We start from the raw sequence: 21,279 nt of genomic DNA, 5'->3' as shown, positions 1-21,279 counted from the left end.
GGCTGGCGAGATAGCGCGATGGCTTCGCGCTTGAATTCAGGGCTGTATTTTCTGCGTTTGGACATGAACACTCCTTTGGCACATTGTGCCTCTTTTCAAGAGTGTCCGCAGTAACGGGGTAGAACCCGAATAAGACATAGGGCAGCACCGTACCGGAAAGGTCAGGTGTTGCACTCAGTTTTTGCCGCCGCCCTCTTTATCAGCAACACTTTCTTTTGGCAGACGCTCCAGCATTGCAGGAGTTACCAAAACGAGCCCCACTTTGGAATTTGCTAAGCCCTTGTCGATGGCTCGCATCATTGGCACACCAAGACCAAGATCTTTTTCACTAAACCAAACTTTTACACCAGCAGCCTCAAGTAAATCATGCAACTCTTTAGCTGACTCTTTACGATCAGCCCACGCATGGCATAAAAATGCATCTCGAATATCAGGCTGGGCAGCTGCTTTAACTTCAACTGCCTGCCTTACAGGTGTTAATGATTGAATTTGAGACGAAGTATACGAAACTGAAGAGCTGGACTTAGACCAGCGAGGCTTTGAGCTTCTGGAGCTGCTACCACCACTACTGGAGTAGCTACTCGTGCCAGAATACGATGGATATGAAGAACTGTAACCGCTATAGCCACCGTACCCGCGACTCTTATAACGACACGCTGGACAATTTGCTGCGGCTTCGGCCGAACTATGCCCTCTCACTGGTGCAGTACATCTTGCCATGATGTTGTCTCCTTACTTTAATTTAGTTCTAACAGTGATTAGATAGAACGCGGTGTTAATGCATAACCGCGCGTTCGAGATAACTCCGGAATACTGCCGTCACCGTCAAAATATTTTTTCATTAAAATCATTACGTTACGCCCATCTTGGTAATTCCGTACGTATTCGCTTGACTTCGACATTTCATGAATCTATTACTACTGTATAAATAACCAGCTAAGGAGTCAGCATGGACAGCCTATCTCCCCGACCCCGCTTGCGTGATCAATTTCGGGCGGTCATTCGTGTTAATCATTACAGCATTCGTACCGAAAAGAGCTACTGGTACTGGATTCGTTACTTCATTCGCTTTAACAAGTTGCGTCATCCATTGGAGCTTGGCCCGGCTGAGGTGAACACCTTTCTCAGTTGGCTTGCCACCGATCGGCAAGTGGCGGCTGCGACGCAGAATCTCGCACTGAATGCCATTGTGTTTCTGTATTCGCGGGTACTTGAGCAGCCGCTGGGTGATATTGGTGACACCATACGGGTCAACGCCGGTATTGCTTACGCACACAGAAGCCATGAGCATTATTGAGCTTCTGACAGAACCTTATCGCGCGGTACAGACTCTACTGGGCCGGGCGTTTTCCGGTTGATGGCTTAACCCCAGGCACGCTAGCGCCCTGCTCTATCTACAGACCCGTTGGGCCGGTTTAACATTGGGAGTGAAGGAATGCTGGCTGTCCTTGCCATGGCGGCGGTTGAGAACCACCTGAGGGACGGGATTAACTGCAATTCCTTTGCTTGGTTCGAGAGTAATCCAGCTTGGCGGGGTTTGTCCAAGGCATTTTTTGGCTATGCGGGGGCCAGAAAGCACAATCCCGGCGGGTGCCGGGATTGTGTGTTAGCTGCGTTGGCTGGGGTTAACCGACCCACACCCGCGCATTGCGGAACATGCGCATCCAGCCGCCGTCCTCGCTCCAGTCATCGGGATACCAGGAGTTCTGTACGGCGCGGAATACCCGCTCGGGGTGGGGCATCATGATGGTGACGCGTCCGTCGCGAGTAGTCAGGCCGGTAATACCGCGCGGTGAGCCGTTAGGGTTGGCCGGGTAGCGTTCGGTCATGCGGCCACGGTTATCAACATAACGCAGGGCAACGGCGTTGGCTGCTTCACAGGCGTCGACGGCGGCGCTGTCGGCAAACTCGGCGTGACCTTCACCATGGGCGATGGCAATCGGCATACGCGAGCCAACCATGCCGTTGAGGAAGATCGACGGCGACGGCTGCACTTCTACCATGGCAACGCGTGCTTCAAACTGCTCAGACTTGTTGCGTACAAAGTGCGGCCAGTGATCGCTGCCCGGGATGAGTTCGCGCAGGTTGGAGAGCATCTGACAGCCGTTGCACACGCCCAACGCAAAGGTATCCGTACGAGCGAAGAACTCGGTGAAGGCTTCGCGCGCGATGCTGTTAAACAGAATGGACTTGGCCCAGCCCTCCCCTGCACCCAATACGTCACCGTAGGAGAAGCCACCGCACGCTACCAGGCCACGGAAGCCTTCCAGCGTGACGCGGCCACTGAGAATGTCACTCATGTGAACATCAATGGCGGTAAAGCCAGCACGATTGAACGCGGCGGCCATTTCGACCTGGCCGTTGACGCCCTGTTCACGCAGGATGGCGATACGCGGACGGTTGCCATTGGCGATGAGGCCAGCAGCAATATCGTCATTGAGTTCAAAGCTGAGCAGCGCCTGCAAGCCGGGGTTGGCATCATCGGCGATGGCTTCAAACTCCTGATCAGCGCAGTCTGCGTTGTCACGCAGGCGCTGGATCTGCCAGCTGGTTTCTGTCCAGACGCGCTGCCAGGCGGCGCGGGAGTTTTCCAGAACTGTTTCACCGGCCAACTGGAAGACAATGGCAGGATCGCTGGTTGGCTGACCGATCACGGCGCAGCACTCCTCCAGCCCCGCATCGGAGAACTGGCTGAGCACGTCGGCGGTATCTTCCTGCGATACTTGGATAACGGCGCCGAGTTCTTCGCTGAACAGCACAGCGGGCAGTGCCTTGCTGTCCTGGGTGAGCACATCGAGGTTGATGCTCAAGCCGCAACGGGCGGCAAACGCCATTTCTGTCAGCGTGGTGAAGAGGCCACCGTCAGAGCGGTCATGATAGGCAAGCAGCAGCTCATCCTGGTTCAGCCCCTGAATGACGGCGAAGAAGGCTTTCAGGTCTTCGGCATCGTCCAGATCAGGCACCTGCTGACCGATCTTGTTGTATACCTGCGCCAGAGCGGAGCCGCCCATACGGTTCTGGCCACGCCCCAGGTCGATTGCGATCAAGTCTGTGGGGCCATGATCCAGACGCAATTGCGGCGTCAGGGTGGCGCGTACGTCTTGCACTGGCGCAAAGCCGGTGACGATCAATGACAACGGCGAGGTGACTGACTTGTCAGTGCCGGCGTCATCCCAACGGGTCTTCATTGACATGGAGTCTTTGCCCACCGGGATGGTAATGCCCAGCTCGGGACACAGCTCCATACCCACGGCTTTGACCGTCTCGTACAAGCGCGCGTCTTCACCGGGGTGGCCTGCGGCCGACATCCAGTTGGCGGACAGCTTGATGTCCGACAGCTTTTCAATACGGGCGGCGGCCAGGTTGGTGACCGTTTCTGCTACCGCCATGCGGCCGGAGGCAGGCGCATCCAACAGGGCCAGCGGGGTACGCTCGCCCATGGCCATGGCTTCACCGGTATTCACATCAAAGCTGGTAGCGGTGACGGCGCAATCGGCAACCGGGACCTGCCATGGGCCGACCATCTGGTCGCGGGCAACCAGGCCAGTGATGCTGCGATCACCAATGGTAATCAGGAAGCTCTTGCTGGCAACGGCGGGCAAACGCAATACGCGGTCAGCAGCTTCGGCCAGCTCTACGGTTGCGGCATCAAAGTCGTCGCCTTGCTCAGCCTCGCGGGTCACGCTGCGGTGCATACGTGGCGGCTTGCCGAGCAATACCGAGAGCGGCATATCAACCGGCTGGTTGTCGAAGTGCTGATCGTTCAGCACCAGCAGTTGCTCTTCTGTGGCTTCACCCACGACGGCAAAGGGGCAACGTTCGCGCTGACAAATGGCTTCAAAACGCTCGTAGTCGGCGTTAGGTACCGCCATGACGTAGCGTTCCTGGGATTCGTTGGACCAGATCTCCAGTGGGCTCATGCCCGGCTCGTCGTTAGGTACATCGCGCAGCTCAAAGCGACCACCGCGTCCGCCATCATTGACCAGCTCAGGGAAGGCGTTGGACAAACCGCCTGCACCTACGTCATGGATGAAGGCGATGGGGTTTTTGTCACCCAGCTGCCAGCACCGGTCGATAACCTCCTGACAGCGGCGCTCCATTTCCGGGTTTTCGCGCTGTACCGAGGCAAAATCCAGGTTCTCGGCACTGCTGCCGGTCGCCATGGAAGAGGCTGCGCCACCGCCCAGACCAATCAACATGGCTGGGCCGCCCAATACCACCAGCTTGGCACCCACCGGAATCTCGGACTTCTCAACGTGGTTGGCGCGGATGTTACCCATGCCACCGGCGATCATGATCGGCTTGTGGTAACCACGGGTTTCCGGGCCACGTGGCGAGGCAATCGTCTGTTCAAAGGTACGGAAGTAGCCGTTCAGGTTGGGACGGCCAAATTCATTGTTGAACGCGGCGCCGCCCAGCGGACCTTCGATCATGATCTGCAGCGGGGTAACAATGCGCGATGGCTTGCCGTTGTCTTCTTCCCAGTCATGGGTGAAGCCGGGAATGCGCAGGTTGGACACGGTAAAGCCGCTCAAACCGGCCTTGGGCTTGCCGCCGATACCGGTCGCGCCTTCATCACGAATCTCGCCGCCGGAACCGGTCGCCGCACCCGGGAATGGCGCAATCGCGGTCGGGTGGTTATGCGTTTCGACCTTCATCAGAATATGCACCGGCTCTTCATGCGCGCGGTACTCATTGCTGCCCGGCACCGGGAAGAAGCGGCCTGCGGTGAAGCCTTCAATCACGGCAGCGTTATCTTTATAGGCCGACAGCACGCCTTCGGGGTGCAGCTCGAAGGTGTTTTTGATCATGCCGAACAGGCTTTTCTGCTGCGCCTCGCCATCGATATCCCAGGTAGCATTAAAGATCTTGTGGCGGCAGTGCTCGGAGTTGGCCTGGGCAAACATCATCAGCTCGACATCGCTGGGGTTACGCTCCAGGGCGGTAAAGCTCTCGACCAGATAATCAATCTCGTCATCAGCCAACGCCAGCCCCAGGCTGTTGTTGGCCTCGGCCAGGGCAGCACGCCCGCCTGCCAGCACGTCCACCCGCTGAAACGGCTTGGGCTGCGTATGCGCGAACAGGCCAGCGGCAGCGTCCAGATCGTCCAGTGCTACCTCGGTCATGCGGTCGTATAGTTCGGCCACCAGCTGCTCGCGCTGCGCGGCGCTAAACTCGCCGCTGACGTAGTAGGCAACTCCGCGCTCAATCCGCGCGACCTGGCTGAGACCACAATTGCGCGCGATGTCCGTCGCCTTGCTCGACCAGGGTGAGATAGTGCCAAACCGCGGCATTACCAGCACCAGCTCGCCGACGGGCTCTTCCACTGCTACCGAGGGGCCATAGCGCAGCAAGCGCGACAGCACCTGCTCGGACGACTCGTCCAGCTCGGCAGTCAGCTCGGCAAAATGCATGAATTCGGCATACACCCCGCTGACGGCGGCGACACGGTTTTGCAGACGGGCAAGCAGCTTGCTGCGGCGAAAATCAGAAAGGGCTGGGGCTCCACGCAGGATATGCATGTCGGTAACGGCCTCGGAGATGCTGGAAATGGGAAAAAGAAGGCGCATAGGATACCTCAAGCAGCGCCTGCGAACCATGCCGGACATTCACCTGTGTCGAGCAAAATCACGATGCAAGTTCAAGCTATTGCCCCGCGACGGTTTTGCCTATACTGGCGCCATGCATCACAAACCGGCACGCAAAATAACGTTTCCGGCTCTGGCAGTCGCCTTGTGCGCAGTGCTGCTGGCGGCCTGTGAAAAGAGCACCCAACTGGAGGATATCCGGGAGGCAGGGTCACTGCGCGTGATCACCCGCAATACGCCGACCACGTTCTATCAGGACCGCAACGGCGATACCGGGCTGGAATACGAGCTCAGCAAGCGCTTTGCCGACAGCCTGAATGTTGAGTTGGATATCCAGAGCGCCGACACCGTAGAAAGCCTGTATCAGCAGCTGAGTAGCAGCGATGGCCCTGACCTTGCGGCTGCGGGCCTGACGGTCAATCCGGAACGGCAGGAGCAGATTCGCTTCGCCACGCCTTATCTGCAGGTCACCCCGCAAGTCGTCTATCGTCGTGGCAGCAGCAAGCCGCGCAAACTTGCGGATCTCTACGGTCAGCGTCTTATGGTACTCAAGGGCAGCACCCTGGCCGATGAGTTGCGCGGGCTGCAGGCGGAGCACCCCGAGTTGGAGTTCGAGGAGTCCGACAACGTTGAGGTAGTGGATCTGCTACGCATGGTCAACGATGATGAAATTGACGCCGCGGTGGTCTACTCCAATGAACTGGTGGTCAATCAGGCCTTCTACCCCGCCGTCAGCGTGGCCTTTGATCTGGGCCCTGAACAACCCATGGCCTGGGCACTGAAACAGCACGCCGACACGACCCTGCTTGATGCGGTAAGCGCTTTTTTTGCCAAAATCAAAGACGATGGCACCCTGGACCAACTGATTGAGCGCTTTTACGGGCATTCGGACGTGCTCGATTACGTGGGCGCGCGCGCGTTCGCCGAGCATATGCAGTCACGATTGCCACGCTACGAATCCTTTCTGCGCCAGGCGGGTGAGCAGTACGGTCTGGATTGGCGCCTGCTGGCTGCCATGGCGTACCAGGAGTCACTTTGGGATGAAAGCGCACGCTCGGCAACCGGGGTACGCGGCCTCATGATGCTGACGCTACCGACCGCCAAATTTGTCGGCGTCACCAACCGGGTTGATCCGCAGCAAAGCATCATGGGTGGCGCACGTTATCTGGTATGGGTGCGCGACCAGATCTCGACGGACATCCCTGAGCCAGACCGCACCTGGTTTGCCCTGGCATCCTACAACGTCGGCCTGGGCCACCTGGAAGACGCCCGCAAACTGACCGAGAAAAATGGGCGTGATCCGAACCGCTGGATTGATGTGAAGGACTTCCTGCCGCTGCTGCAAAAGAAACAGTGGTACACCCAAACCCGCTACGGCTATGCGCGCGGCTCAGAGCCAGTGCATTACGTGCAGAACATCCGCCGCTATCACGACATCCTCCAGTGGGTCACCCAACCCCAATCCGAGTCGCGCCAGCAATCTACCGGGCAGTATTCCGCGCCGGGCATTCTAGAGCAGTTGCCAGAGGGGATTTAGGCCCTGAGGGCAGCTGCAAGCTTCAAGCCGCAAGCGACAAGTAAAACCAAACACAACACCGTGTTTTTGGTTTTCGCTTTTGGGGTTTTGGGGTTTTCGGGTTTTGGGGTTTTCGGGTTTTCGGGTTTTGGCTTGAAGCTTACGGCTTGGCGCTTTTAGCTTACGGCTTGTAGCTTGTAGCTTGCGGCTTGCGGCTTGCGGCTTGCGGCTTGCGGCTTGCGGCTTGCGGCTTAAAGCTTGCGCCGCTGGCGAAAGAAGGACGATAGCAACTCCCCGCATTCCTGCGCCAATACCCCGCCCTCGACCAACATCCGGTGATTCATCCAGGGTTGTTCAAGCACTTGGCTGCGGCTGAGTACGGCGCCGGACTTGGGTTCCTGCGCGCCGTAGACCAGACGAGCGATACGGCTGTGCACCAGCAAGCCCGCGCACATGGTGCAGGGCTCGAGGGTGACGTAGAGGGTAGTGCCGGGCAGGCGGTAGTTCTGCAGGGCTGTGGCAGCCTCGCGGATCGCGACCATTTCCGCGTGAGCGCTCGGGTCATTGCTGGTGATTGGCTGATTGAAGCCTCGGCCGATCACCTGACCGTCTCGCACCAGTACGGCGCCGACCGGGACTTCACCCCGTTCGGCGGCGTGCTGCGCCTCCTGCAGCGCCAGCCGCATGAAGTCGATATCAGCTGGCGTCATGGTCGGCTCCGCATCAGATCAACTTACGCTCACGCAGTAAGCCAACCACTTTTTCAACACAGCCATTGAGATCCAATTCGGCCGTATTAAGCACCAGATCAGCGTCGTCTGGCGTCTCGTACGGGAAGGACACACCCGGAATGGTGCCCTCGACATTAGCGGCATAGATACCGGATGGATCACGCGTCTGGCACACCTCCATCGGGGTATCCAGATACACCAGCAGGCAGCGCTCACCGAGGAGATAGCGTGCAGTCGCACGGCTTTCTTCGGTAGGCGCGACGAAGGCGCCAATGGCGATCAGACCAGCATCGTTCATCTGCCGCGCAATGCGCGCACCCTTGTGCAGGTTCTCGGCGCGACCCGCCGCGTCCATCGACAAGCCCTTGCTCAGGTCCTGACGCATTTCCTTGCCGTCCAGCACGTAGCAGGCGCGGCCGGCATCAAAGAGTTTACGTTCCAGGGCGTAGGCGATAGAGCTTTTGCCCGAGCCGGAAAGACCCGTGAAGAGTACGGTGACCGGGTCCTGACCAAAGCGATCGGCGCGCTCCTGCGCCGTCACGTGGGCCAGACGACCATGTTGGCTGCCACCGACGTGCTCACCCTTGGCACCCTTGGCGACAATCATACCGGCGCCGACAGTGCCATTGGTCATCCGGTCGATGACGATAAAGGCACCGGAGGTGTGGTTAGTCTGATAGTCGTCATAGGCGATCGGCCGCTCCAGCGACAGCTCGACTCGGCCGATCTCGTTCAAGCCCAACTGGGCTGCGCCCTGCTCTTCCAGCGTATTGACGTCGATTCGGTGCTGAATACGGGTGAAGGAGCCGGGGCTGTTGCTGGTGGCACGCTTGATATCGTACTTGCGACCCGGCTGCATGGGCTGCTCGGCCATCCACACCAGGGTGGCATCAAACTGGTCGCCAATCAGCGGCAGATTATCCGCGTGGCACAGCATGTCACCACGGGAGATATCGATCTCGTCTTCCAGCGTCAGCGTCACGGCCTGACCGGGGCCCGCCACTTCCAGTTCACCGTCAAAAGTAACGATGGATTTGACCTGACTACGCTTGCCCGATGGCAGCACAACCAGCTCATCGCCCTTATGCACCACACCAGAGGCAATGGTACCGGCAAAGCCGCGGAAGTTGAGGTTGGGGCGGGTAACCAGCTGCACCGGAAAGCGCAGGTCAGTCAGATTGCGGTCTGCTGCAATCTCGACGGTTTCCAGAATTTCCATCAAGGTCTGGCCGGTGTACCAAGGGCTGCGTTCGCTGCGATTGACCACGTTGTCACCCTTGAGGGCCGACATGGGCACGAAGTGCACGCTGTTACCGTCGAGCAGTTCCAGACCGGCGGCAAATTCACGGTAGTCGTTGCAAATGCCCTCAAACACGCCCTGATCAAAGTCCTTCAGGTCCATCTTGTTGACTGCAACCACAATGTGCTTGATGCCCAGCAGCGACGCAATAAAGCTGTGGCGCTTGGTTTGCGTCTGCACACCGTAGCGCGCGTCGATCAGGATAATCGCCAGGTCGCAGGTTGAAGCACCGGTCGCCATGTTGCGCGTGTACTGCTCATGGCCGGGGGTGTCGGCAATAATGAACTTGCGCTTGGCAGTAGAGAAGTAGCGATACGCCACATCAATGGTGATGCCCTGCTCACGCTCAGCCTGCAGACCATCCACCAGCAACGCCAGATCCACTTCTTCGCCGGTAGTACCGGACTTCTTGGAATCACGGGTGATGGCTTCCATGTGATCTTCATAGATCATCTTGGAGTCGTGCAGCAGACGACCAATCAGCGTGCTTTTGCCGTCATCGACATTGCCGCAGGTAAGAAAGCGCAGCAGCTCTTTACGTTCGTGCTGGGACAGGTAGGCCAGGATGTCTTGGCTGATTAGATCGGATTGATGACTCATGTCTCAAAGCTCCAAGCTGCAAGCGACAAGCAACAAGCTGTCCGTGCAGTTATTCAGTAATTCGGTTTATCAAGCCTGTCAGCATGCGCGACAGCTCGCGAGTTTCTTCGATCCAGAGCGCGGCACATGCCGCGTCCATGTATTCAATTTCTTGGCCTACCATCAACTGGGTGCGCACTTCTGCACAGGATCCCTTAGCCACATTGAGAAAGTAGCGTTTCTCAGCGTTGCCAGCGCGCTCCATACCCTCTGCAATATTGCTGGGTACTGACAACGCAGACCTGGTCAATTGATTACGAAAACCGTAATCGGGACAATCAGCCAGCGCGCGGTACATAGCTACCGACAAGTCCTTGCCACGCCGCCAGACTTCCAGCTTCTCAAAATCCATCAGCAACCTCCGTGTTGCTCTGACCAGACTCCGTGGGGCTAAATCGTGCGCTTGCAGCTTGGTACTTGCCGCTTGCCGCTCCTTCTAGCCGTCGGCTAGAAGTAGCCTTGCCGCTTCTTCTCTTCCATCGAACCGGCCTGGTCGTGGTCGATCATGCGACCTTGGCGCTCGGAGGTGCGTGTCAGCAGCATTTCCTGGATGATCTCTGGCAGGCTGGCGGCGGTTGATTCAACGGCGCCGGTCAGCGGGTAGCAGCCGAGGGTACGGAAACGTACCTGTTTCATCATTGGGGTTTCGCCCGGCTCCAGCGGCATGCGCTCATCATCGACCATGATCAGCGAACCGTTGCGCTCTACTACGGGGCGCTCGCCCGCGAAATACAGCGGTACGATCGGGATGCTATCAAGATAGATGTATTGCCAGATATCCAGCTCGGTCCAGTTGGAAAGCGGGAACACGCGAATGCTTTCGCCCTTGTGGACCTTGCCGTTATATACGTTCCACAGCTCAGGACGCTGGTTTTTTGGGTCCCAGCGGTGATGCTTGTCGCGGAAGGAGTAAACGCGTTCTTTGGCGCGTGACTTCTCTTCGTCGCGGCGCGCGCCGCCAAAGGCAGCATCAAAACCGTATTTGTCGAGCGCCTGCTTGAGGCCTTGGGTCTTCATTACATCGGTGTGCACGGCGCTGCCGTGGGTGAAGGGGTTGATGCCCTGCTCCACGCCTTCGGGGTTCATGTGCACCAGCAGATCAAGATCCATTTCCTTGACCATCTTTTCGCGGAATTCATACATGGCCTGGAATTTCCAGCCAGTATCCACGTGCAGCACGGGGAATGGCAGGCGGCCAGGATAAAAGGCCTTGCGCGCCAGGTGCAGCATCACGGCAGAGTCTTTACCGATCGAATAAAGCATGACCGGGTTATCGAATTCGGCAGCCACTTCACGAATGATATGGATGCTTTCCGCTTCCAATTGCTTCAGATGGGTCAATTTTTCCAGCATGGTGTACTCGCATTGAACGGGGAAACAAGGTCCCGGGTACCAATTTGGTCAGCATTGTAACAAAGACCCGTGATTCTAATAAGCGCCCGATCAATACCTATAAGTTATAAAGATATAGCCCTTCGCACGGTCGGCAGGTCACGCCAAGAGGGCCCCAGGCTCTTAGCTTTAAACCGGATTATCCATATCAATAAATTGGTGCTGCACACCAAAAACCTGAGCCAGATGCTCGCCCAACGCTTGCACACCATAGCGCTCAGTGGCGTGGTGGCCTGCCGCGTAAAAGTGGATGCCGTTTTCACGTGCGGCATGCACGGTCGGTTCGGATATTTCGCCGGTAACAAAGGCATCAACCCCCAGCGCTATGGCCTTGTCGATATAACCCTGCGCTGCGCCGGTGCACCAGGCTATACGTTTGACCGGTCGCTGGTGGCCGGCAATAAACAGCGGTTCGCGATCCAACGCCCGGGCCAGCGATTGCGCCAACTGCTCGCCCGTCTGCGCTGCGGGCAACTCACCCACCAAGCCAACCGAGCGTGGGTTGCCCACTTCCAGTGGTCCGCTGATCTGCCAGCCCATCAAACGAGCCAGCTGTACGTTGTTGCCTACTTCGGCGTGCACATCCAGGGGCAAGTGATAGGCAAGCAAATTCAGGTCGTTTTGCAACAGTGCTTTCAAGCGACGCTGCTTGATACCCACTATGGCCGCTGACTCGCCTTTCCAGAAATAGCCATGATGCACCAGCAGCATATCGCCACCTGCCTGCACAGCCGCATCCACCATGTCCTGACTGGCCGTGACACCGGTGATAATGCGTTGCACCTGGTCAGTGCCTTCAACCTGCAATCCGTTTGGGCAATAGTCCTGAAAGGCATCCGCCGCCAAGAATGTATTGCAATAATCCACCAGCGTAGTGCGATCAACCATGCCGTTCTCCTGAATGCTAAACCAACCGCCATTTTCCGGGGTCGGGGCCGTATATACAACAATCGCTACTCAGCGCCTGCATAATCTGCGGTTACGCCTTATAATGCGGGCCATCGTCAGCAAGGAGTGCCTACGATTGCCTTGCTGTACGCATGACAAAATACATCCAGGCAGCATGAATCGAGCGTAGCCCCGGAACCTGGTGCCTGTAGCGCTCAACACACTTCAGAGTAGGGTTTAATGAAGAGTTTATTGCGCAGTATGGCCTGGCCGGTTGTGTGCGGTGTTTTACTGGCCTTGGTTATCATGCAGCAGTTCCCCGAATGGTTGGGGCTGCCAGCTCACGACATAGTGTTACGCGAAGTGTCGGAGACACGCTCGAATATGGGCCTGGTGTCTTACGCCTCGGGCGTAGAACGTGCCGCACCAGCCGTCGTCAACATTTACACCAGCAAGCAGATCGCCTCCAGTTCGCCGACAAATTTCGACAACCCCAGCGTTCGGGATTATGCGGACTCGCTGCCCAACCCGGAGCGTCGCCAGTCCAGCCTCGGTTCGGCGGTTATTCTCAATTCCGAAGGTTACCTGCTGACCAACAACCACGTGATTGCCGGTTCTGATGAGATCCTGGTTGCACTGCAGGATGGCCGCGAAGCGCTCGCTTCACTGATCGGCACCGACCCTGAGACCGATCTGGCGGTACTCAAAATAGATTTGCCCGACCTGCCCGCCGTTACTATCGATTCACGTGATCAGCAGCGCATCGGTGATGTGGTTATGGCCATCGGCAACCCCTTTGGCCTTGGCCAGACCGTCACTATGGGCATTATTAGTGCGACCGGGCGCAACCAGTTGGGGCTCAATACCTATGAAGATTTCATTCAGACCGATGCCGCCATTAACCAGGGCAACTCCGGTGGTGCGCTGGTTGACGCACAAGGCAACCTGATCGGCATCAACACCGCTATCTTCTCGCAGGCGGGCTCGGCGCAGGGCATCGGTTTTGCGATTCCAGCCAAGCTCGCGGTAGAGGTGATGCAGGCCATTATTCAGCACGGCCGAGTGATACGCGGCTGGCTGGGCGTAGAGGTACAACCACTGACGCCCGAGTTGGCCGAGTCATTTGGTCTGGATATCAGCCAGGGCATTGTCGTCGCGAGCCTATACCGCAACGGCCCGGCATGGAATGCCGGCCTGCTGCCTGGCGACGTAATCCTGAAAATCGATGACCAGGCTGCGACCAGCGGACGCCAGGCAATGAACCAGGTAGCACGTGCAAAGCCCAGTGACCGCATCAAATTAAGTGTGCTGCGCAACGGCGAACAGATGAGCTTCAGCGCAGAAGTGGGTGTACGCCCCAGCTTCCGCGCGGCCAATTGATCGCCTCTTCAGCTAAAGGCTAGAGCAGGTTTTTCAGGGCACTGAGCAGTGCCTTGTTCTGTGCTTCATTGCCGATGGTGATGCGCAAAAACTGATCGATACGCGGCAGTTTAAAATGTCGCACTATCACTTTCTGCTCGCGCAAGCCCTGAGCCAGTTCTGCGGCGTCGCGTTGCCCATGGCGAGCAAAAACAAAGTTAGCCTGCGACGGCAGCACTTCAAACCCCAGCTCAAGCAACGCAGCACTGAGCTTCTCGCGACTATTGATCACCGCGTTGCGGGTCTGCGCAAACCAATCCCGGTCCTGAAACGCGGCCACGGCACCAACAATCGCCAGACGATCCAGCGGATAGGAATTGAAGCTATTTTTTATCCGCTCCAGCGCTTCAATCAAATCCGGATGACCTACCGCAAAACCAACCCGCAGCCCGGCCAATGAGCGTGATTTGGACAGCGTCTGAGTGACCAGCAGGTTCGGGTAACGATCAACCAGCGCAATGGCTGTCTCGCCGCCGAAGTCGACATAGGCCTCATCGACCACCACCACAGAATCGGGACTACCCTGCACTATCGCCTCGACCTCGGCCAGCGATAGCCCTACGCCCGTTGGCGCATTGGGGTTAGGGAAGATAATGCCGCCATTGGCCTGCTGGTAGTGCGTGGGTACCAGACGGAAGTTATCATCCAGCGGCTGCGGCGCCGACTCAATGCCGTACAAGCCGCAATAGACCGGATAAAAGCTGTAGGTAATATCCGGATAGAGCACCGGCTTGCCATGCTGAAACAAGCCATGAAAAATGTGCGCCAGCACTTCATCCGAGCCGTTACCCACAAACACCTGAGCACTGGTGACACCGTAATAGTCGGCAATTTCAGCTTTCAGCGCATCTGCATTGGGCGCGGGATAGAGACGCAAGCTGTCATTCAACTCAGCCTGAATGGCCTCGGCCACGCGGGGCGAAGGACCATAGGGGTTTTCGTTGGTATTGAGCTTGATCAGGTTTTCGACTTTCGGCTGCTCACCCGGAACATAAGGCACCAGCTGCTTGACGAAGGGGCTCCAGAAACGACTCACAGGGCAATCCTCGATGAAGCCGCAAGCGGCAAGCCTCAAGCGGCAAGCTCAGTCCAGCCCTGCTTGTCACTTAAAGCTTGTAGCTTGCCGCTAAGGTTTAATTCGGTATTCCGCACTACGTGCGTGGGCTGTCAGGCTTTCGCCGCGGGCCAGCACTGAGGCGGTTTTGCCTAGTTCAGAGGCGCCATCGGGTGAGCAGAAAATCACCGAGGAGCGTTTCTGAAAGTCATAGACGCCCAGGGGCGACGAAAAGCGTGCAGTGCCAGACGTAGGCAACACGTGATTCGGACCGGCGCAGTAGTCTCCCAGCGCTTCTGGGGTGTGGCGCCCCATAAAGATAGCACCAGCGTGACGAATCAACGGCAGCAGCGCGTCAGGATCTTCTACCGACAACTCCAGGTGCTCAGGGGCAATTCGATTCGCCAGTTCGCACGCTTGCTCAAGGTTATCTACCTTGATCAGCGCTGCGCGATTCTCCAGCGATACACGCACGATGGCCTCGCGCTCCAACTCACTGATCAGCCGATTCAAGCTGGCCTCTACCGCATCCAGAAAGGTCGCATCCGGCGACAACAGAATGGATTGCGCATCTTCGTCATGCTCAGCCTGCGAGAACAGGTCCATGGCGATCCAGTCAGGATCGGTCTGGCCGTCACACACCACCAGAATTTCGGATGGACCGGCAATCATATCGATACCGACCTGGCCAAATACCGCGCGTTTGGCGGTGGCTACGTAGATGTTGCCAGGGCCAACAATCTTGTCGACCCGCGGCACACTTTCAGTACCGTAGGCCAGGGCCGCAACCGCTTGCGCGCCGCCGATGGTAAAGACCCGGTCGACACCGGCAAGGCACGCAGCCGCCAATACCAGTTCGTTGATTTCTCCGCGCGGGGTCGGAACCACCATGACCACTTCCGGCACGCCTGCCACCTTGGCAGGAATGGCATTCATCAAAACAGATGAAGGATAGGAAGCCTTGCCACCCGGCACATAAAGACCAGCCCGGTCCAGCGGAGTAATTTGTTGACCGAGCACAGTGCCATCCGCCTCGGTGTAGCGCCAGGACTCCTGACGCTGATGCTCGTGATAACGCTTCACTCGCTCGGCCGCCACTTCCAGCGCTTCGCGCTGCTCGCCGGTGATGCGCTCCAGAGCCAACTCAAGGCGAGCACGATCCAGGATCAGATCGGCCATGGCATCAACCTGCAAACCATCGAAGCGAGCCGTGTACTCCACCAGCGCAGCATCACCGCGCTCACGCACGGCGGCGATGATTTCTTCAACGCGGTTATTGACCGCCTTATCGGAAACCCCTTCCCAGGCCAGCAACACGTCCAGATGCTGGGCAAAATCGCTCTGATTGGCGTTCAGACGGGCGATTTTCAGCGGCGTGCTCATAGCAGGTACCTTTAACAGTGGGATGGTAAACCAGGTTAAAACTAGCTTGTGCGGCGCTCTACCGCAGCTGCCAGCAGATCAATCAGCGCCTTGATGCGCGCATGCTTCATCTTCATCGAAGCTTTATTGACGATCAAGCGTGAACTGATGTCAGCAATCATTTCCTGCGGCTCCAGGCCATTAGCGCGCAGGGTATTGCCGGTATCGACCACGTCGATGATCTTGTCGGCCAGGCCAACCAGTGGCGCCAGCTCCATAGAGCCGTACAGCTTGATCACATCAACCTGGCGGCCTTGTTCGGCGTAATAACGGCGGGCCACATTAACAAACTTGGTGGCCACCTTCAGTCGACCCGTCGGCTCTGGAGTATTCACCGGGCCCGCGGTCATCAGTTTGCAGATCGCAATCTTCAGATCCAGTGGCTCGTACAGCCCTTGGCTGCCGTACTCCATGAGCACGTCCTTGCCCGCTACGCCGAGATCCGCTGCACCCAGTTCAACATAGGTGGGCACATCGGTGGCACGCACGATCAGCAGTCGCACATCCGGATCCGAGGTAGAGAAAATCAGCTTACGACTCTTCTCCAGATCTTCGATCGGCTCGATACCCGCCTCTTTCAGTAGCGGCAGGGTATCGTCAAGGATGCGTCCCTTGGATAACGCAATGGTAAGACTCTCGCTCATGAAAACTCTCGTGATGCGGAAACGCGGCGGATAACGCCGCCCAGCGCTTGCAGTTTTTCTTCAATGCACTCGTAGCCGCGATCAATGTGATAGATGCGGTCTACCATGGTGTCGCCTTCGGCAACCAGGCCAGCAATAACCAGGCTCGCAGAAGCGCGCAGGTCAGTCGCCATGACGGGAGCACCTTTGAGCTGCTCAACGCCGGTTACGATAGCGGTGTTACCTTCAACCAGAATATGAGCACCCATGCGGTTCATTTCCTGAACATGCATAAAGCGGTTTTCAAATACGGTTTCAATCACCGTACCCGTGCCTTCGGCGATGGTGTTCATGGCCACAAACTGTGCCTGCATATCGGTCGGGAAAGCAGGGTAAGGCGCAGTACGCAAATTGATAGCGCGCGGACGGTTGCCCTTCATGTCCAGACTGATCCAGTCTTTGCCGGTATCAATATAGGCACCGGCTTCTTCCAGCTTGAGCAATACAGACTCAAGAATGGAGGCATCAGTGTCCTTCAGCTTGACGCGACCACGGGTCGTCGCCGCAGCGACCAGATAGGTGCCGGTTTCAATACGATCAGGCATGACCGAATAGCGAGCACCATGCAGACGCTCAACACCATGAATGGTGATGGTGTCAGTACCGTGGCCGGTAATCTGCGCACCCATGGCAATCAGGCACTCAGCCAGATCGACCACTTCGGGCTCGCGCGCCGCGTTCTCCAGAACGGTTTTACCTTTGGCCAGAGTCGCGGCCATAAGGATATTTTCGGTACCGGTAACCGACACGGTATCAAAGAAGAAGTGAGCACCACGCAAGCCGCCTTCTGGCGCCTGCGCCTTGATATAACCGGCTTCTACGGTAATGGTCGCCCCCATGGCTTCAAGGCCACGAATATGCAGGTCAACCGGGCGAGAGCCAATGGCACAGCCGCCGGGCAAGGCAACTTCGGCCTTACCAAAATGCGCCACCATTGGCCCCAACACCAGGATGGAAGCACGCATGGTTTTCACCAACTCGTATGGCGCAACCAGGGTGCTGATGCTAGTGGGGTTAACCTCCACATTCAGCTTTTCATCCACGATCGGCTGGATGCCCATGCGGCCGAACAACTCAATCATGGTGGTAATATCGTGCAGGTGTGGCAGGTTGCAAATGGTAACTGCCTCATCCGCCAGCAGCGTAGCAGCCAGGATTGGCAGGGCGGAGTTCTTGGCTCCGGAAATACGAATTTCCCCATCCAGGCGGTTGCCGCCGGTGATGATCAGCTTGTCCATATGGAATCTCTTTCTCCAGACCTCAGGCGCGGTTTGCCCAGGCCTCTTGGGTATAAAACTTCATGGTTACCGCATGGATACGTCCATCGGCAATATAGTCATTCAACAAGGCATATATCTGCTGCTGCCGCTTGACCGGCGACTGCGCTGCCAGCGCATCACTGATCACATTGAGCTGAAAGTTGCAGCCCTCGCCTTCAACCGACACCTCGGTTGCAGGCAGGCTGGATTCAATCAGTTGCTTGACTTCGCTAGATTGCATTGTCTGTTTCTCCATCAAAATGGCCTGCGCCAGGCAGGCCATGAAAGGCATCGGGTAACCGGATACAGCTTCAGGCCGCAGAGGCCTGCTGCAACCAGACATCGAGCCCGCATACCTCAGCCATGCTCTGCAGACCTGCAGGAACGCCGCGAAGACGCAGACGACGCTCAGACTGCTCTGCTTGTTCAGCCACGCGTAAAAGCAGGGAAAGACCCACGCTATTCACCCGCTCCAGCCCCGAAAGGTCGAGAATAATATCACCTCCGGTGCTCGCAATCGGCTCACGCAGCTGCTCGTTCAAGCCGATGACGCTGTCGAAGTCCAACACACCACTGAGCAACAGCACGCCATCTTCACCCAACACTACATTGGCGACAGCTGGTTGCGTGCTCACTGGCTGGTTTCCTCTTTTACCGTTTCACGTGACTTGGCGACAACACTGCCCCAGTTGTCGATAACGGCGTCGAGATCATTACGATTCGCCTTCATCGCCTGGGCAAACTGGTCACGGAACAATAGACCGATGTTAATACCTTCAACGATTACGTTGCGGACTTTCCACTGACCGTCGATCTGGGTCATGGTGTAAGTCGCGGTATAGAGCTGGCCATCATTCGCCTTAACCTGCATATCTACACTGGCACGATCCGGCCTTGGCTCGCGGCTGTTTGGCGGCAACACGGTAATTTCGCCGCTTTTAAATTCCAGCAACGCATTGCCGTAAAACTGCACCATGCTGCGCTTGAATGTCTCAATAAAGCGCTGCATCTGCGCATCAGAGGCGCTGCGGCTGTAACGCACTGTCATCACACTGCTGGCGATACCCTCGAAGTCAACGACCGGATTGAGCACTTCATCCAGCCCCTGCACAAACGCATCAGGGTCATTACGATAGGTTTCACGGTTGGCATCCAGCACTTCCATAACCTTGCGCGACGTGTCATCCACTACCTGCTGCGGCGTGGCCGTTGCCTGCGCCAGCGCAGGCATACTGATGATTAGTGCCAGCACAAGCTGAATTGCTGCACGCATGGTGACTCTCCTATTAGCTACAACGGTCATTCGTCTTTACTCACGGTATTGAGCAGGAAGCGCCCGATCAGTTCCTCAAGTACCAAGGCTGACTGGGTGTCATATATCTCGGAACCATCAGCCAACACTTCGTCATCGCCACCGACGGAAATACCAACATACTTCTCACCCAGCAGACCTGCGGTCAGGATAGAAGCAGTGCTGTCTGCCGGCAGGGTGTTCACATCGCTATCGACAGCCATATCAACTCGGGCACTGTAGCGCGTCTTATCGAATTCGATGGCAGTGACCCGCCCAATAGTAACGCCCGACATGGTGACCTTGGCCTTGGCGGTAAGGCCCGCCACGTTATCAAAGTAGGCATGCACGCTATAGGTATTGACGGCACTGCCTGGAGCCAGGCCACTTATCCGGACCGCAAGCACAACCAAGGCCAGCAATCCCACCAGAATAAAAACACCGACGACCAATTCCAGATTACGGGTACGCATTCGCTATTTCCTTGGCTAATCAGAACATCAAAGCAGTAAGAATAAAGTCCAGCCCCAGCACCGACAGAGAGGCGTAAACCACGGTACGTGTGGTCGCGCGACTAATGCCTTCTGAGGTGGGTTCGCAGTCATAACCCTGGAATACAGCGATCCAGGTCACCACAAAGGCGAACACAACCGCCTTGACCACACCGTTAAGCACATCATCAAAAAATTCGACCGAATTTTGCATATTCGACCAGTAGGAACCTGAGTAGACGCCCAGCCAGTCAACCGCGACCAAAGCACCACCCCAAATGCCGACGACACAAAAAATCATCGACAACAGCGGCATCGAAATAAAACCAGCCCAAAGCCGCGGCGCAATAACGTACTTCAGCGGATCAACACCAATCATCTCCATACTGGAAAGCTGCTCGGTGGCCTTCATCAAGCCAATCTCGGCCGTTAACGCAGAGCCGGCACGACCGGCAAACAACAATGCGGTTACCACCGGCCCCAGCTCGCGCAGCAGAGTCAGCGCCACCATCTGGCCAACAGCCTGCTCTGATCCATAACCCACCAGGATGTTGTAGCCCTGCAGCGCCAACACCATCCCGATAAATAATCCGGAGACAATAATGATAGCCAATGAGAGCACACCAACGGCATAGAGCTGCTTGAGCAGCAACGTAAAGCTATTGCCAAAACGGGTACGCCCTAGAAGAGCATTGAATAAAAACACGCCTGATCGACCCAGCGCGGAAATCGTATCCAGACCGGCACGCCCAAGCAGAGCAATCCGTGACATAACACTCACTACTTCTGCTCCCTGTGCAGCAAGTCTGAAAGATAATCAGGTGCCTGATAGTGGAACGGCACCGGGCCATCAGGCTCACCCTGCATAAACTGCCTGATACGTGGCTTGTCTGAGTTCATCAGCTCTTCAGGCGTGCCATGCCCTAACACCTGGCCATCGCCAACCACATATAAATAGTCGGCGATGCTCGCGGTCTCGGCCAAATCATGCGATACAACAATGCTGGTCAAACCCATCGCATCGTTGAGCAGGCGAATCAAGCGCACCAGCACGCCCATAGAAATAGGGTCTTGGCCGACAAAGGGCTCGTCGTACATCATCAATTGCGGATCGAGTGCAATAGCACGGGCCAAAGCCACGCGGCGCTTCATACCACCAGACAGCTCATCCGGCATCAGCTCGCGCGCACCGCGCAAACCGACCGCCTGCAATTTGAGCAAAACCAGATCGCGAATCATGTCTTCAGACAGCTGGGTATGCACACGCAGCGGAAAGGCAACATTCTCAAAAACACTCAGATCGGTAAAAAGAGCACCACTCTGGAACAGCATGCCCATGTGCTGACGCGCAGCAAAAAGCTGCTCACGCCCCAGCTCTGGAATATTCTCACCATTGACGAGAATGGCGCCGCTGTCCGGCCGCAATTGCGCGCCGATCAACCGCAGAAGGGTCGTTTTACCGCAGCCGGACGGCCCCATGATGCCGGTCACTTTGCCGCGCGGTATACGAATATCCACACCATCGAATATCAACCGCGAACCGCGCCGGAAGGTAATCTGCTGCAAATCAACAATGTAATCCGAAGAATCGGTCATATCTGGATGT

20 protein-coding genes are annotated in these 21,279 nt (G+C 56.9%); 3 read left to right on the top strand and 17 right to left on the bottom strand.

Annotation, left to right across the window (positions count from 1 at the left end; translation table 11 throughout):
* Positions 1–174 precede the first annotated feature (174 nt).
* Positions 175–720, bottom strand: coding sequence for a toll/interleukin-1 receptor domain-containing protein (locus EF096_RS08485; RefSeq protein ID WP_123889191.1), 546 nt, complete (start codon positions 718–720; stop codon positions 175–177).
* Between the two features lie 229 nt (positions 721–949).
* On the opposite strand from EF096_RS08485, the gene EF096_RS08480 reads away from it, so the two are divergent.
* Positions 950–1,297: a phage integrase N-terminal SAM-like domain-containing protein gene (locus tag EF096_RS08480; RefSeq protein ID WP_123889190.1), complete on the top strand. Its 348-nt coding sequence runs from the start codon at positions 950–952 to the stop codon at positions 1,295–1,297.
* Positions 1,298–1,625: 328 nt separating this feature from the next.
* Here the strand turns inward: EF096_RS08480 and purL are convergent, their stop codons facing one another.
* Entirely contained in the window at positions 1,626–5,522 is a 3,897-nt protein-coding gene (purL, locus tag EF096_RS08475; protein WP_123889204.1) for a phosphoribosylformylglycinamidine synthase, read from the bottom strand.
* A gap of 160 nt (positions 5,523–5,682) precedes the next feature.
* Here purL and mltF point away from each other — a divergent pair, with 160 nt between their 5' ends.
* On the top strand, positions 5,683–7,125 hold the full coding sequence (gene mltF / locus EF096_RS08470; protein WP_123889203.1) for a membrane-bound lytic murein transglycosylase MltF: 1,443 nt from the start codon (positions 5,683–5,685) through the stop codon (positions 7,123–7,125).
* A 230-nt stretch (positions 7,126–7,355) separates the two neighbouring features.
* Here the strand turns inward: mltF and tadA are convergent, their stop codons facing one another.
* The 5 genes from tadA to EF096_RS08445 form a co-directional block, all read right to left on the bottom strand.
* A complete protein-coding gene (gene tadA, locus EF096_RS08465) occupies positions 7,356–7,814 on the bottom strand; it encodes a tRNA adenosine(34) deaminase TadA (protein WP_123889189.1) in 459 nt (152 codons plus the stop codon).
* Between the two features lie 13 nt (positions 7,815–7,827).
* Positions 7,828–9,735, bottom strand: coding sequence for a sulfate adenylyltransferase subunit CysN (gene cysN / locus EF096_RS08460; protein ID WP_123889188.1), 1,908 nt, complete (start codon positions 9,733–9,735; stop codon positions 7,828–7,830).
* Between the two features lie 49 nt (positions 9,736–9,784).
* On the bottom strand, positions 9,785–10,126 hold the full coding sequence (locus EF096_RS08455) for a four helix bundle protein (protein WP_123889187.1): 342 nt from the start codon (positions 10,124–10,126) through the stop codon (positions 9,785–9,787).
* A gap of 95 nt (positions 10,127–10,221) precedes the next feature.
* Positions 10,222–11,127 (bottom strand): sulfate adenylyltransferase subunit CysD, encoded by a 906-nt coding sequence (cysD, locus tag EF096_RS08450; protein ID WP_123889186.1) that lies wholly within the window; start codon positions 11,125–11,127, stop codon positions 10,222–10,224.
* A 168-nt stretch (positions 11,128–11,295) separates the two neighbouring features.
* Positions 11,296–12,054, bottom strand: a complete 759-nt coding sequence (locus EF096_RS08445) for a Nif3-like dinuclear metal center hexameric protein (protein ID WP_123889185.1) — start codon at positions 12,052–12,054, stop codon at positions 11,296–11,298.
* 240 nt (positions 12,055–12,294) lie between these two features.
* Between EF096_RS08445 and EF096_RS08440 the strand changes: the two genes are divergently transcribed.
* The gene (locus EF096_RS08440; RefSeq protein WP_123889184.1) at positions 12,295–13,434 is read left to right on the top strand and encodes a S1C family serine protease; all 1,140 of its coding nucleotides are present in this window, start codon (positions 12,295–12,297) and stop codon (positions 13,432–13,434) included.
* Between the two features lie 19 nt (positions 13,435–13,453).
* Here EF096_RS08440 and hisC read toward each other — a convergent pair whose 3' ends face one another.
* The 10 genes from hisC to EF096_RS08390 all read right to left on the bottom strand — a co-directional run bounded on the left by hisC (position 13,454) and on the right by EF096_RS08390 (position 21,269).
* Entirely contained in the window at positions 13,454–14,509 is a 1,056-nt protein-coding gene (hisC, locus tag EF096_RS08435; RefSeq protein WP_123889183.1) for a histidinol-phosphate transaminase, read from the bottom strand.
* A gap of 90 nt (positions 14,510–14,599) precedes the next feature.
* A complete protein-coding gene (gene hisD / locus EF096_RS08430) occupies positions 14,600–15,910 on the bottom strand; it encodes a histidinol dehydrogenase (RefSeq protein WP_123889182.1) in 1,311 nt (436 codons plus the stop codon).
* Between the two features lie 41 nt (positions 15,911–15,951).
* Positions 15,952–16,593: an ATP phosphoribosyltransferase gene (gene hisG / locus EF096_RS08425; protein ID WP_123889181.1), complete on the bottom strand. Its 642-nt coding sequence runs from the start codon at positions 16,591–16,593 to the stop codon at positions 15,952–15,954.
* Complete coding sequence (gene murA, locus EF096_RS08420) at positions 16,590–17,870, bottom strand: UDP-N-acetylglucosamine 1-carboxyvinyltransferase (RefSeq protein WP_123889180.1); 1,281 nt, start codon at positions 17,868–17,870, stop codon at positions 16,590–16,592. The genes hisG and murA overlap by 4 nt, the downstream gene beginning before the upstream one ends.
* A gap of 22 nt (positions 17,871–17,892) precedes the next feature.
* On the bottom strand, positions 17,893–18,132 hold the full coding sequence (locus tag EF096_RS08415) for a BolA family protein (protein WP_123889179.1): 240 nt from the start codon (positions 18,130–18,132) through the stop codon (positions 17,893–17,895).
* Between the two features lie 70 nt (positions 18,133–18,202).
* On the bottom strand, positions 18,203–18,526 hold the full coding sequence (locus tag EF096_RS08410) for an STAS domain-containing protein (protein WP_123889178.1): 324 nt from the start codon (positions 18,524–18,526) through the stop codon (positions 18,203–18,205).
* Entirely contained in the window at positions 18,523–19,164 is a 642-nt protein-coding gene (locus tag EF096_RS08405; protein WP_123889177.1) for an MlaC/ttg2D family ABC transporter substrate-binding protein, read from the bottom strand. Before EF096_RS08405 ends, EF096_RS08410 begins: the two co-directional genes overlap by 4 nt.
* A gap of 26 nt (positions 19,165–19,190) precedes the next feature.
* Positions 19,191–19,655: an outer membrane lipid asymmetry maintenance protein MlaD gene (gene mlaD / locus EF096_RS08400; protein ID WP_123889176.1), complete on the bottom strand. Its 465-nt coding sequence runs from the start codon at positions 19,653–19,655 to the stop codon at positions 19,191–19,193.
* Positions 19,656–19,674: 19 nt separating this feature from the next.
* Positions 19,675–20,445 carry a lipid asymmetry maintenance ABC transporter permease subunit MlaE gene (mlaE, locus tag EF096_RS08395; protein ID WP_123889202.1) on the bottom strand — a complete coding sequence of 257 codons (771 nt, stop codon included), beginning with the start codon at positions 20,443–20,445 and terminating at the stop codon, positions 19,675–19,677.
* Between the two features lie 8 nt (positions 20,446–20,453).
* Positions 20,454–21,269, bottom strand: a complete 816-nt coding sequence (locus EF096_RS08390; RefSeq protein ID WP_123889175.1) for an ATP-binding cassette domain-containing protein — start codon at positions 21,267–21,269, stop codon at positions 20,454–20,456.
* Between the last annotated feature and the right edge of the window lie 10 nt (positions 21,270–21,279).

Origin of the sequence: Pseudomonas neustonica, from assembly GCF_003797945.1 — a bacterium.
GTDB classification, from domain to species: domain Bacteria; phylum Pseudomonadota; class Gammaproteobacteria; order Pseudomonadales; family Pseudomonadaceae; genus Halopseudomonas; species Halopseudomonas neustonica.
The sequence above is the reverse complement of the archived record's forward strand: the minus strand, read 5'-3'. Positions and strand labels throughout refer to the sequence as shown.